Genomic DNA, 12,503 nt, shown 5'->3' with positions numbered 1-12,503 from the left:
TGCGCGAGAACCCGCTCTCTTCGCCCGCTAACAGTACGCTTGTCCTGTATTCGCCCTCAACTAAGGGTCGGCAAACTCTCGATCACATGTACCGCGGCGTGCAAAACCGCGGAATTTCCGTGCTTACCGTGGACTGGGACGGCGGTACCGAAACTGGGTTCAGGGCCGACGGGGCGGCGTGGTTCGATTGGTGGGTGCGCTACCTGCCCGACAACGCGAAGTCCGCTGGCGTGGCGATCGCGATCGTCTCCGCCTTCTGCTTCGGCGGTTCCGGACCGTTCGCGAAGCCGCTGATCACCGCGGGGTTCACCCCGCTGCAGGTGGCTTGGTTGAGGTTGGCCGGGGGCGCGCTGCTGATGCTCCCGTTCGTGATCCGCTACGCGCCGGCCGTGCGCCGGGTGCCGAAGCTGCTCGCCGGGTACGGCCTGTTCGCCATCGCCGGGGTGCAGGTCTTCTACTTCGCCGCGATAGCCACGGTGCCAGTCGGGGTGGCGCTGCTGATCGAATTCCTCGGCCCGGTGATGGTACTGGGCTGGATCCGGTTCGTCCGCCGCAAGCCGGTGACCCGCTCGGCGGCCATCGGCGTGGCCGTCGCGATGGTTGGCCTGGCGTGCGTGGTGGAGCTGTGGTCGGGGTTGAGCTTCGACCCGATCGGCCTGCTGCTGGCGCTGGGCGCGGCGGGCTGCCAGGCCACCTACTTCCTGTTGTCGGACAGCGGGGCCGAGGTCAACCCGCTCGCCCTCGCGGGCTTCGGGCTGCTACTGGGCGCCGTGATCGTCACGCTGCTCGCGCAGCCGTGGAAGCTGGACTGGGCGTTGCTGCTCGGCCAGGTCCGGCTGGCCGAGCACGAGTTCCCCGCGCTGTTCGCGGTCGGCTGGATCGTGGTGTTGAGCACGGTCCTGGCGTACCTGACCGGGATCGTCGCGGTGCGCCGCCTGTCGCCGCAGGTGGCCGGCGCGGTCGCGTTCCTGGAGCCGGTGATCGCCACGATGCTGGCATGGGCGCTGCTCGCCGAGGAGTTGGGGCCGATCCAGCTGGTCGGTGGGGCGCTGATCCTCGCTGGTGCATTCATCGCGCAGCGCGCGGCGCCGGCGAAGACTCAGGCGTCCGAGCTGGCGGGAGTTTAGGTCGGGGCGCGTTGCGGGTCAGGCCATGCGGATGGCCGACTTCACCAGGTGGATCAACAAGGTCTCGAGGAGAGCGATGGCCACGCCGGCGAGCACGGTGGTGAGGAACTGGGGCATCGGTCTGCTTTCTCCAACGTTGCTCCGTTGTTACGCCCCGACTGTGCGCCGACTGGGTTAGCCGCGGTTGCGCGGAAGATGACGCGCAGGTGAATCGAGCCAGAACAGTGCAGGTCAGGAGGTCCTCGGCGGCCACATCTGCCACAGCAGCACCGTCAGTCGCCGCGATAGAAGTGCCGAGCGTGATGCCCCAGTGCTAACCCCGTGGCAGCGGGGATCCTTTCGCGATCAGGCCTCGCTGATCTCCTTGTGCATGCTGCGCTGGACAAGTGCGTTCCCGATGCCGATCGCCGCGGCTACCGGCCACTCGATCAGGCTGAACGCGGCCGCTGCGGTCAGCCCACCGTAGAACAGCGCCTGGTCGCGGGAGGGCAGCTGACCGCGCACGGTCTCGACAGCGGACGCCAGCTCCTTGCGGCCGGGAATCCCCGGCAGCTCGGGCAGCTGGACCTTGGTGGTGTGGAGCTCCGCCGTGACGTAGGGCAGGGTGATCGCCGTGCCGCCACGTGCCCGGCTGGGTTTGGTCGCGGGCTGCCTGCGCGTGCGCTGCGCGGCCGAGCTCGTCGACGAGGTGCTCGAGCTTGTCGCGGTGGCCATTGGGACCTCCTCCTCCGGGACTGCAACCAATTAAGGCTACGCCGAACGTCAGATTCCTACTAAGCTGTTCGATCCTGTTGAAGTACCCCGATCGGCACAGATGTATCTCGGAGGCGTGCGCTCAGGCGGCGGAAACGTGGTCGCGCACCGCCAGCCGGTAGCGGCGGGCGATCAGCCCCCCGCCAGCCGGTAGCGGCGGGCGATCAGGTCGATCACGTCCGGGTGCGCGCCGATCGGCTCGGCGACACCGGCCACCGGCAGCTCCGCGAGCCGGCGATGGAACAGGCCCGGTGCCAGAAGGTATGGAGCGATGTAGTCCGCCGGGCCGCAGACTTCCGCGGTCGTGGGCGAGGCGGTGGTGACGTAGCTCGGGGTCAGCCACTGGCCGACGCGGCGGCCGAGCATGCGCGCCGCGGCGCGCACGTCGGACAGCGCCCGCTCGTCCGACGACCCGGCCGCCGCGAACACGACCTGGCTCCCGGGCTGCCACCCGGCTGCGACCAGCCGCCGGAACATCGCCTCGATGATTTCCGGGGCTGGCCCGAGCGGGGCGCTGACCGCCACGTCCTCGCGCCCGCTGGCGGTGATCTGTTCTGGCAGGTCGGTGCGCACGTGGTAACCGGCCGCGAGGAAGGCGGGCAGCGCGACCACTGGGCCGTCGACCTCGCTCAAGGCCTCTGCGACGGTCGGGCCGATCACGTCCACGTACGCGACGTGCACCGGCACCCGCAGGCGGTGGGCCGCGGCATCGGCGAGGCGTTCGATCACCCGTGGCCCATCGGGGTCTCGGGTGCCGTGGGCGATCAGCAGCAGCGGGGGAGTCAGGGTTGCGGATCGACGCATCGCGGGGCATCCCTCGTTGGTTCCAGCGGAAGTCGGTATCCGCGCTTGATCACGGTCTGCACCAGCTCGGGCGCACCCAGCGAGGCCCGCAACCGGGCGACTGCCTGTTCCACGGCGTGCTCGTCGGGCGCGTTCCCGGCGCTGCTGAGCGCTTCGGCCAGGCTGCGCCGCGATACGACCCGCCCGGGCCGCTCCGCGAGCGTCTGGAGCAATGTTCTCCCCTGCGGAGAGAGCGGCTTCACCACTCCGTCGACGACGGCGGCGTGCCCGCGGACCTGGAGTTCCCGGCCGCTGACCGGCAGCGTCGGCGAGCGTCTCGGCAGCGCGTCGCACAGCAAGTGCACCAGCGCGCCGATACGGAACCGCTGCGGGATCACCGCGGGCACGCCGTGATCGGCCAGAGGCGCGTGCGTCACCGGCCCGACGCAGGCGACGAGCACCGGTCCGCGGAGCGCTGCGAGCAGCTCGTCCTGGCAGCGCCGCTCGGCGGCCAGCGAAAGCATGCTGGCCGCAGCGGGCGCGCTGGTGAACGTCACCGCGTCGATCTCCCGCGCACACACCGAGGTCAGCAGCCCGTACAGCGCGGTGATGTCGGCGGGCGCGGTCCACCGGTACACCGGGATCTCGATGACCTTCGCACCTGCGCAGTGCAGCGCCTCGACGAAGTCCGGCAGCGGCTGACCGTGCAGCTGCACCGCGACCCGAACACCGTCCAGCGGCTGGTCGAGCAGGTGTTCCAGCAGTTCCGCGGAGGACTCGGAGGCAGGCGACCACGGATCGGGCAGCCCAGCGGCGCGGACCGCTCCGCGTGCCTTCGGCCCGCGGGCAAGTAGTCGCGTGGGGCGCAGCGCGTCGAGTAGCTCGGTGCCCATGCCCCATCCCTCGGCCACCTCGATCCAGCCGCGGAACCCGATGCCGGTGGTCGCCACGACCACGTCAGGTGGGGCGATGATGCATTCGCGGCTGGCCAGGCGTAGCTCGGTGTCGTCGGCCAGCGGGAGGATCCGCAGCGCGGGGCCGTGCACGACCCGCGCGCCGCGGCGCTCCAGCAGGGAACCGAGCTCGTCGGCGCGCCGAGCCGCGGTCACGGCGACGGTGTAACCAGCGAGTTCGTCGGTCAAGGGACGGCGACCTCCACCACGTCGGCCCGGCGGCGCACCGGGTACACCGGCAGCCGCGCGTCCGGGTCGTCCAGGCACTGCCCGGTCCGCAACGAGAAGACCTGCTTGAGCATCGGCGAGGCGACCGTGGGCTCGCCGTCGCGGTCGCCGACGATCCCGCGACTCATCACACCGGCCCCGCAGAACGGGTCCACGTTGCCGACCGCGAACAGCTCGTCGTCGCGGGTGCGGAACAGCGCCACCGGGTGGTCCCGGATCAGCGCGGGCAGCCCGTACTCGGGCGGCAGCAGGTCGAGTTCGCAGATCTGTTGCCAGTTCACGTGAGCACCTCCTGGTTTTGGGTGGTGGGCATCGGCAGGGAAACCGGGCCCGGCCGGATCTGGCCGCGCTCCTGGACGAAGCGGATCGTCGGGTCCGGCGCGTCGGGGGCGTTGACGAAGGACACGAAGCGGGCGAGCTTGCCGGGATCGGCCAGCACCCCGGCCCACTCGTCGGCGTAGTTGTCGACGTGGCGCCGCATCGCGGCCTCCAGTTCGGCGCCGATGCCGAGGGAATCCTCGACGACCACCTCCCGCAGGTGGTCCAGCCCGCCGTCGAGCGACTCCAGCCACGCCGACGTGCGCTGCAGCCGGTCGGCGGTGCGCACGTAGAACATCAGGAACCGGTCCACGAGCCTGATCAGCTGCTCGTCGTCGAGGTCGGCGGCCAGCAGCTCGGCGTGCCGCGGGGTGAAGCCGCCGTTGCCGCCGACATAAAGGTTCCAGCCCTTGTCGGTGGCGATCACGCCGAAGTCCTTGCCGCGCGCCTCGGCGCATTCGCGGGCGCAGCCGGACACTCCGGCCTTGATCTTGTGCGGCGCCCGCAGGCCCCGGTAGCGCAGCTCCAGCCGGATGGCCATGCTCACCGAGTCCTGCACGCCGTAGCGGCACCAGTCATTGCCGACGCAGGACTTCACGGTGCGCAGCGCCTTGCCGTAGGCGTGGCCGGATTCGAACCCGGCATCGACCAGCCGCCGCCAGATCAGCGGCAGCTGCTCCACCCGGGCCCCGAACAGGTCGATGCGCTGCCCGCCGGTGATCTTGGTGTAGAGGCCGAACTCCTTGGCGACCTCGCCGAGCACGATCAGCTTGTCCGGGGTGATCTCGCCACCGGGCACCCGGGGCACCACCGAGTACGTGCCGTTGCGCTGCATGTTGGCCAGGAACCGGTCGTTGGTGTCCTGCAGCCCGGCCTGCTCGCCGTCGAGGATGTGGCCGTGGCCGAGGCTGGCGAGGATGGACGCGACGGAGGGCTTGCAGATGTCGCAGCCGCGGCCGGTGCCGTGCTTGCCGATCAGCTCGGAGAACGAGCCGATCGCGGTCGCCTGGACGATCTCGAACAATTCCGTGCGGGACTGGGGGAAGTGCTCGCACAGCGCCTTGGAGGTGCTGACACCGCACTCGGCGAGCAGGTTCTTCAACATCGGCACGCACGATCCACAGCTGGTGCCGGCCTTGGTGCAGCCCTTGATGCCGGGCACGTCGGTGAGCCCCTGCTCGGCGATCGCCGTGGTTATGTCCTCTTTGGACACGTTGTTGCACGAGCAGACCGTGGCGTCGGCGGGTAGCGCGCCGGCGTCGACACCGGAGCCGGCGGGCAGCAGCAGTTGTTCCGGCGGGGCGGGCAGTTCCCGGTCGATCAGCGGCCGCAGCACCGAATACGCGCTGGCGTCGCCGACCAGCACACCACCGAGCAGGATCCGCGCGTCGTCGCTGAGCACGAGCTTGGCGTAGGTCCCGGCGGCGTTGTTGGCGTAGACGACCTCCAGGGCCCCTTCCGTCTGCCCGTGGGCGTCGCCGAAGCTGGCGACGTCGACGCCGAGCAGCTTGAGCTTGGTGGACAGGTCCGCGCCGGGGAAGGTTCCCTCGCCGAGGCAGAGCAGTTGCTCGGCGACGCCCTCGGCCATGCTGTAGCCGGGCGCGACGAGGCCGTAGCAGCGGCCGTCCACCGCGGCGCATTCGCCGATGGCCCAGATGTTCTCGTCGCTGGTGCGACAACCTTCGTCGACCAGGAAACCACCGCGTTCCGCACGCTCCAGCCCAGCGAGTTCGGCGAGCTCGTCGCGCGGCCGGACCCCGGCGGAGAACACCACCACATCGGCGTCGATCACGGTGCCGTCGGCCAGCGTGACGCTGCGGACGTGGTCCTCGCCGTCGATGGACTTCGTGGCAGCGCCACAGTGGATCGTCAAGCCGAGGTCGCCGACCAACCGGCTGAGGACCTGACCGCCGCCCTCGTCGACCTGCAACGGCATCAGCCGCGGAGCCATCTCCACGACGTGCGCGCGCATGCCCAGCAGCCGCAGGGCGTTGGCAGCCTCCAGGCCGAGCAGCCCGCCGCCGATTATCACCCCGGGCTTGTCCTCGGTCGCGGCGGCGCGGATGGCGTCGAGATCCTCGATGGTGCGGTAGACGAAGCAGCCGTCGAGGTCGTGGCCGGGCAACGGCGGCACGAACGGCCGCGAGCCGGTGGCCAGCACCAGCGCGTCGTAGGGCAGCTCTGAACCGTCCGATGTGGACACCGTGCGGGCGGCCCGGTCGATGCCGGTCACGGCCGTGCTCAGCCGCAGGTCGACCATCGGGTCGTCCAGCAGCTCGTGGCTGGCCAGGCTGAGGTCCTCGGCGCTCTTGCCGTCCAGGTAGGACGACAGCGCCACCCGGTCGTAGGCGGCCCGGGGTTCCTCGCCGAGGACGACGATCCGCCAGGTGTTGTCCGCGTCGCGCTCCCGAAGCGTTTCGACGAGCCGGTGTCCGACCATCCCGTGGCCGACGACGACAAGCGTGCGGGTCATGCCGCGCCCTCCTTCTGGTGTTCGATGCGGTCGGCCAGCGCGCCGCAGATACGGCCGACGTCGTCGACGCAACCTCCGCAGCCGGTGGTCGCCCGCGTTGTCCTGGCCAGCTCGGGCACCGAGCGGGCGCCGCCTTGCCAGGCGGCGGTCAGGGACCTCTTGGTGACGTTGTTGCAGCGGCAGATCACCGCGTCGTCGGGCAGCTCGACGGGTGTGCTGGACACCGCGGCCGGGGTGCCCAGCAGCAGCGCGAGGCGGTCGCTGGGCACCGGCAGGTCGCGGTCGTGCAGCTGGCTGACCGACGCGATCGCCTCCGGGAAGCCGAACAGCACCGCGCCGGTGATCCGCTCGTCTCGCAGTGCGAGCTTCGCGTAGCGACCGCGGGCCGGGTCGGACAGCGTCACGACCTCGGCGTCCGCGCTCTTGAGGCAGTCGACCGAGCCGATCGAGACGAGGTCGATGCCGCGGGCCTTGAGCCGGGTGACGCTGCGGGTGCCGCGGTAGCCGGCGTCGCCGCCGGTGAGCAGCACTGCCAGTACGTCGGCCTGTTCCCAGGCAGAAGAGATCAGGCCGGGCGTGTCGCCGTCGTGCTCGGCGCAGTCGCCGATGGCGTGGATCCGCGGATCGCTGGTGCGCAACTGGTCATCGACGACGATCCCGCCCTGCACCGGCAACCCGGCCCGCACCGCCAGCCCGGTCTCAGCTGTCACCCCGGTGCACGCCACGACCAGGCTGGCCAGCACGACGTCGCTGCTGTCCAGGATGAGTCGACCGCGCCGGTAGGCCATCGCCCGGCGGCCCAGGTGCAGGTCCACGCCGAGCTTTCCGAGCCGCTCGGCGAGCAGCCGCCCACCGGGCTCGTCGAGCTGCCGGTGCATCAGGTGCGGATTCGGGTGCACCAGCGTCACGTCGTGACCGCGGGCCAGCAGGGCCCGCGCCGCCTCGACTCCGAGGATTCCACCGCCCAGCACCGCGACCGGGCCTGTGGCGGAGCCGATGCGTGCGCAGTCGGCGAGCGTGCGCAACGGCTGGAGCCGATCTCCGCTCAAACCGGGGATTTCCGGCATCCTCGGCCGTGAGCCCGTGGCCAGCACGAGGACGTCGTAGGGGTGGTCCTCACCGGTGTCGGTGCGCACCACGCGCCGGGCGCGGTCGATTCCGGTGGCGGTGACTCGCAGGCGCACCTCGGCGTCCAAAGCGGGCAACGCCACAGTGGACGGAGTCAGCGTGCGGTCGAGCACCGCGCCGAGCAGAACCCGGTTGTAGGCGGGGTGTTCCTCGCGGCCCAGCACCGTGATCGGGCCGGTGTGGTTGTGCGCGCGCAGCCGCTCGACCAGCCGGTGCGCGGCGGGCCCGTTGCCGACGATGACGATGCGGCTCATCGGGCGATAACCTCCTCGACGGGTTCGATCCGGACGGCGCTGACCTTGAACTCCGGCATCCGGCTGCACGGGTCCAGCGCGTCGCCGGTGAGCAGGTTCGCCCGCGCCGCGCCGGGGAAGTGGAACGGCAGGAACACGGTGTCGGTGCGCATCGTGGCGACCACCCGCACGCGCGCCAGCGCGCTCCCGCGAGGGGACGTCACCTTGGCCATGACCCCGTCGGCGAGACCTGCGCGGTCGGCGGTGTCCGGGTGGATCTCGACGAATGCCTCGGGCGAAGCCTCGTTGAGCTCGGCGACCCGACGCGTCTGCGCCCCGGACTGGTACTGGGCCAGCACGCGACCGGTGGTGGCGGTCAGCGGGAACGCTTCCTGCGGCGTCTCGGCCGGATCGCGGTGGTCCACGGTGGCGAACCGGGCCAGCCCCTCGGGATGCGCGAACCCGTCGAGGAACAACCGCGGCGTGCCGGGATGTTCCGGGTGCGGGCATGGCCAGTGCAGGGCCTCACCGGCGTCGAGGCGGTCGTAGGTGATCCCGGCGTAGTCGGCCTTGCCGCCGGCCGATGCGCGGCGCAGCTCCTCGAAGACCTCGCGCGGCGAGGTGGGGTAGCGGTGGCCGGGCTCGCCGAGCCGGACCGCCAGGCCGTGCAGCACTTCGAGATCGCTTCGCGCATGGCCGGGCGGGACCTGCAACCGGCGGCGCCGCAGGATGCGGCCTTCGAGGTTGGTCATGGTGCCGTCCTCTTCGGCCCACTGCGTCACCGGCAGCACCACATCGGCCAGCCTGGTGGTCTCCGACGGCACGAAATCGGCCACCACCAGCAAGTCCAAAGCGGACAGGCGCTTCCCGACGTGGTCGGCGTTCGGGGCCGAAACCACCGGGTTGGAGCCGAAGACCAGCAGCGCCCGGGGGCCGTCGGTGGTGCCCAGCGCGTCGAGCAGCTCGTACGCGCTGCGCCCCGGGCCTGGCAGCACATCCGGCAGCACGCCCCAGGTCTCGGCCACGTGCGCCCGCGCGGCCGGATCGGTGATCATCCGGTAACCGGGCAGCTGGTCGGCCTTCTGGCCATGCTCGCGTCCGCCCTGCCCGTTGCCCTGCCCGGTCAGGCAGCCGTAGCCGCGACCGGGGCGGCCCGGCAGGCCGAGCGCGAGGGCGAGGTTGATGAACCCGGCCACGGTGTCGACGCCCTTGCTGTGCTGCTCGGCGCCGCGACCGGTAAGCACGTAAGCACTTTCGGCCTCGGCGAGCATCCGCACCGCCTGCCGCTGCGCGGTCACTGGAACACCGGTGACGCGCTCGACGCGCTCCGGCCACCAGGCCGTCGCCCGCTGCCACGCGGCGTCGAAACCGGTGGTCCGGTCCTGGATGTAGGCGGGGTGTCGACCACCGCGATGTGCAGAAGCCCCAGTACCAGGGCCAGGTCGGTGCCGGGAGCCGGTCGCAGGTGCAGCGCGGCGCTCTCGGCGGTCGCGGTCCGGCGCGGGTCGATGACCACCAGCTGCGCGTCGCGCAGGTGCTGCATCAGCGGCGGCATGGTCTCGGCCGGGTTCGCCCCGGCCAGCAGCACCACGTCGGCGCCGCCGAGGTCGGTGACCGGGAACGGCAGCCCCCGGTCGACCCCGAAGGCGGCGTTACCCGCGGCCGCGGCCGAGGACTGCAGAACCGGCCGTTGTAGTCGATCTGGCTGGTGCCCAGCGCCAGCCGGGCGAACTTGCCGAGCAGGTAGGCCTTCTCGTTGGTCAACCCGCCGCCGCCGAACACGCCGACCGCGTCCGGCCCGTGCGCACGCCGGATCCGGTCGATGCCGGTGGCGACGGTGCCCAGCGCGGTGTCCCAGTCGACCGGGGTGAGCTCGCCGCCACGGCGCACCAGCGGGTGCCGCAACCGGTCCGGGACGTCCAGCAGGGCCGGCGCGGTCCAACCCTTCTGACACAACCCGCCCCGGTTGACCGGGAAATCCGTCGGCCGCACCGACACCCCGCGCCGTTCCCGCGTCAGCTGCGTACCGCACTGCAGGGCGCAGTAGGGGCAGTGCGTGGCCACCGTCCGGATGTCAGGCACGACCGGCCTCGGCCTTCGACGACTGCTGCGTCGGGAGCGGCTGCGGGGCGGCGGTGTTCTTGAGCGCCCCGCGCAGATACACCGCCCATGTGACGATTCCGCAAACCACGTAGTAGACGAGGAACGTCGTCAGGGCAGCGTCGCCGTTGGCGGCCTCGCCGCCGTAGGAGGAGCGGAACGCGAGGTTGATGCCCACGCCGCCGAGCGCGCCGATCGCACCTGCGATGCCGATCACCGCACCGGACATCCGCCGGGCCCGGGCGAAGGCCGCGACTGCCTCACCGCCATCGGTCACCTCGTCCTCGGCCTCCTTGGCGAAGATCGCCGGGATCATCTTGTAGGTCGAGCCGTTGCCGATGCCGGTCAGCACGAACAGCACGATGAACGCCGCGACGTAGAGCGCGAAGGAGCCCTGCGACGATGCGAACAGCAAGGCCCCGGTGCCCGCGCTCATACCGGCGAAGGCCCAGAGGGTGACCCGGGCACCGCCCAGGCGGTCGGAGAGCCAGCCCCCGAACGGCCGGGCGATCGAGCCCATCAGCGGGCCGAGAAACGTCCAGCTCGCGGCCTGCAGCGGGGTGAAGTCGAACTCGGTCTGCAGCACCAGGCCGAAGGCGAAGCTGTAGCCGATGAACGAGCCGAACGTTCCGATGTAGAGGAACGAGATCCACCACGTGTGCTTGTTCGCGGCGGCCTCCCGCAACGCACCGGGGCGGACTCGCACCGCGTCCACGTTGTCCATGAACAGCGCCGCGCACACGGCGGCGACCACGATCAGCGGCAGGTAGATCGCCGCCACGTAGGACGGGTGGGTGTTGCCGGCGGTGGCGATCACCAGCAGACCGACCACCTGGATCGCCGCCACGCCGAGGTTGCCGCCGCCGGCGTTGAGCCCCAGCGCCCAGCCCTGGTGGCGCTGCGGGTAGAAGGTCGTGATGTTCGTCATCGACGAGGCGAAGTTGCCGCCGCCGACTCCGGCCGCGGCGCCGATCAGCATGAACACCCACAGCGGCGTGCCCGGCTGCTGCACGAAAAAGAACGCCAGCGCGGTCGGCACCAGCAGGACCGCCGAGCTGAAGATCGTCCAGTTGCGGCCGCCGAAGCGGGTTACCGCCGCGCCGTAGGGCAGCCGCAGCACGGCGCCGACCAGGTTCGGGGTGACGACCAGCAGGAACTTCTCCGCCGCGGTGAACGGCAGGCCGATGCTCGGGGACATGAACAGCACCAGAACCGACCAGATGCTCCAGACGGAAAAGCCGACGTGCTCCGACAGGATCGAGAAGATCAGGTTCCGGCGCGCCACCCGCTTGCCGGTGGACTCCCAGAACCGCTCGTCCTCCGGGTCCCAGCCCTCGATCCAGTGGCCTCTGCCGGCCAGAGCTCTCGTGGTCAACTCGGCTCCTCTCGTCGGGTTGCTCCGAAGGTAGGAACCGGGTGTTTCAAGCGGGCTTGCCGATCGTTACCACGATGCAAACCGGCCTTCACATGCCCAGGTCCAGGCGTTGTGAGCAGTGGAACGGTGCAGAAGGACACTCCCGGCGGGCGGTCCGTGGGACGGTGGAGTCGTGACGCAGCGAGGCACGGTTGACGGCGCGGACTGGCAGCGCGCTCGCGAACTGTTCGGCGGCGCGCGCCGGATCACCGCCCTCACCGGCGCAGGGGTGTCCACGGCCTCCGGGATCCCGGACTTCCGCGGCCCCGACGGGGTGTGGACCAAGAACCCGGCGGCGCAGCGACTCAGCGACCTCGACAGCTACGTCGCCGACCCGCAGGTCCGCGAGCAGGCCTGGCGCAGCCGCGCCGAGCACCCGGCGTGGCGCGCCGGACCCAACGCCGCCCATCGCGCGTTCGTCGACCTCGACCGCTCCGGGCGGCTGGGTGCGCTGCTGACCCAGAACATCGACGGGCTGCACCAACGAGCCGGCCTGGACCCGGACCGGGTCCTGGAGTTGCACGGCACGATCTTCCGCACGGTGTGCCTGGACTGCGGCGCGACCGGCCCGATGAGCGCCGCGCTGGAGCGGGTGACCACGGGTGAGGCGGACCCGCCCTGTCGTTCCTGCGGCGGAATCCTGAAGTCGGCCACCGTCTCCTTCGGACAGTCCCTGGACCCCGACGTCCTGCGCAGCGCCCAGCGCGCGGCGCTGAACTGTGACCTGTTCGTCGCGGCTGGCACCTCGCTGACGGTGCACCCGGCGGCGGATTTCGCGGAGCTGGCTGTCAGGGCTGGTGCGGAGCTGATCATCTGCAACGCCGAGCCGACTCCGTACGACAACGCGGCGGCCGCGGTGCTGCGCGAGTCGCTGGTCGAGGTGCTGCCGGCCCTCGCGGCCGCGCCGCTGATCGAACCGCCGGGCCCGCTGAGCACCTGGGGCGACCCCAGCACCTGGAGCTGACCGGGCCGAAAGCGGACTTCCATCGGTGT

General features: G+C 71.1%; 9 protein-coding genes and 1 pseudogene. 2 read left to right on the top strand and 8 right to left on the bottom strand.

Going from position 1 to position 12,503, the window contains the following annotated elements; genetic code table 11:
• Window positions 1-119: 119 nt before the first annotated feature.
• Window positions 120-1,127, top strand: a complete 1,008-nt coding sequence (locus SSPN_RS0106525) for an EamA family transporter (protein WP_237710470.1) — start codon at window positions 120-122, stop codon at window positions 1,125-1,127.
• A gap of 345 nt (window positions 1,128-1,472) precedes the next feature.
• Here SSPN_RS0106525 and SSPN_RS42720 read toward each other — a convergent pair whose 3' ends face one another.
• From SSPN_RS42720 to SSPN_RS0106480, 8 genes and pseudogenes are all read right to left on the bottom strand, one after another.
• Window positions 1,473-1,841 (bottom strand): hypothetical protein, encoded by a 369-nt coding sequence (locus tag SSPN_RS42720; RefSeq protein WP_010693040.1) that lies wholly within the window; start codon window positions 1,839-1,841, stop codon window positions 1,473-1,475.
• A gap of 171 nt (window positions 1,842-2,012) precedes the next feature.
• Window positions 2,013-2,684 (bottom strand): sirohydrochlorin chelatase, encoded by a 672-nt coding sequence (locus SSPN_RS0106510; protein WP_010693039.1) that lies wholly within the window; start codon window positions 2,682-2,684, stop codon window positions 2,013-2,015.
• Window positions 2,663-3,805: a uroporphyrinogen-III synthase gene (locus tag SSPN_RS0106505; RefSeq protein ID WP_010693038.1), complete on the bottom strand. Its 1,143-nt coding sequence runs from the start codon at window positions 3,803-3,805 to the stop codon at window positions 2,663-2,665. Before SSPN_RS0106505 ends, SSPN_RS0106510 begins: the two co-directional genes overlap by 22 nt.
• Window positions 3,802-4,125 carry a nitrite reductase small subunit NirD gene (gene nirD / locus SSPN_RS0106500; protein WP_010693037.1) on the bottom strand — a complete coding sequence of 108 codons (324 nt, stop codon included), beginning with the start codon at window positions 4,123-4,125 and terminating at the stop codon, window positions 3,802-3,804. The genes SSPN_RS0106505 and nirD overlap by 4 nt, the downstream gene beginning before the upstream one ends.
• Window positions 4,122-6,635 (bottom strand): nitrite reductase large subunit NirB, encoded by a 2,514-nt coding sequence (gene nirB, locus SSPN_RS0106495; RefSeq protein ID WP_010693036.1) that lies wholly within the window; start codon window positions 6,633-6,635, stop codon window positions 4,122-4,124. Before nirB ends, nirD begins: the two co-directional genes overlap by 4 nt.
• Entirely contained in the window at window positions 6,632-8,017 is a 1,386-nt protein-coding gene (locus SSPN_RS0106490) for an FAD-dependent oxidoreductase (protein WP_010693034.1), read from the bottom strand. Before SSPN_RS0106490 ends, nirB begins: the two co-directional genes overlap by 4 nt.
• Window positions 8,014-10,078, bottom strand: a pseudogene (locus SSPN_RS42715) (molybdopterin oxidoreductase family protein). The gene SSPN_RS0106490 and the pseudogene SSPN_RS42715 overlap by 4 nt, the downstream one beginning before the upstream one ends.
• Entirely contained in the window at window positions 10,071-11,471 is a 1,401-nt protein-coding gene (locus SSPN_RS0106480; RefSeq protein ID WP_010693033.1) for a nitrate/nitrite transporter, read from the bottom strand. Before SSPN_RS0106480 ends, SSPN_RS42715 begins: the two are co-directional and overlap by 8 nt.
• A 172-nt stretch (window positions 11,472-11,643) precedes the next feature.
• Here SSPN_RS0106480 and SSPN_RS0106475 point away from each other — a divergent pair, with 172 nt between their 5' ends.
• Window positions 11,644-12,474 (top strand): SIR2 family NAD-dependent protein deacylase, encoded by an 831-nt coding sequence (locus SSPN_RS0106475; RefSeq protein ID WP_010693032.1) that lies wholly within the window; start codon window positions 11,644-11,646, stop codon window positions 12,472-12,474.
• Window positions 12,475-12,503: the final 29 nt, after the last annotated feature.

It is taken from the genome of Saccharopolyspora spinosa NRRL 18395, assembly GCF_000194155.1.
GTDB classification, from domain to species: Bacteria; Actinomycetota; Actinomycetes; order Mycobacteriales; family Pseudonocardiaceae; genus Saccharopolyspora; species Saccharopolyspora spinosa.
The sequence above is the reverse complement of the archived record's forward strand: the minus strand, read 5'-3'. Positions and strand labels throughout refer to the sequence as shown.

Excerpts from the sequence above, each read along its gene's own strand:
- SSPN_RS42720 (WP_010693040.1), bottom strand. The coding sequence starts at position 1,841 with ATGGCCACCGCGACAAGCTCGAGCACCTCGTCGACGAGCTCGGCCGCG.
- SSPN_RS0106510 (WP_010693039.1), bottom strand. The coding sequence starts at position 2,684 with ATGCGTCGATCCGCAACCCTGACTCCCCCGCTGCTGCTGATCGCCCAC.
- nirB (WP_010693036.1), bottom strand. The coding sequence starts at position 6,635 with ATGACCCGCACGCTTGTCGTCGTCGGCCACGGGATGGTCGGACACCGG.
- SSPN_RS0106490 (WP_010693034.1), bottom strand. The coding sequence starts at position 8,017 with ATGAGCCGCATCGTCATCGTCGGCAACGGGCCCGCCGCGCACCGGCTG.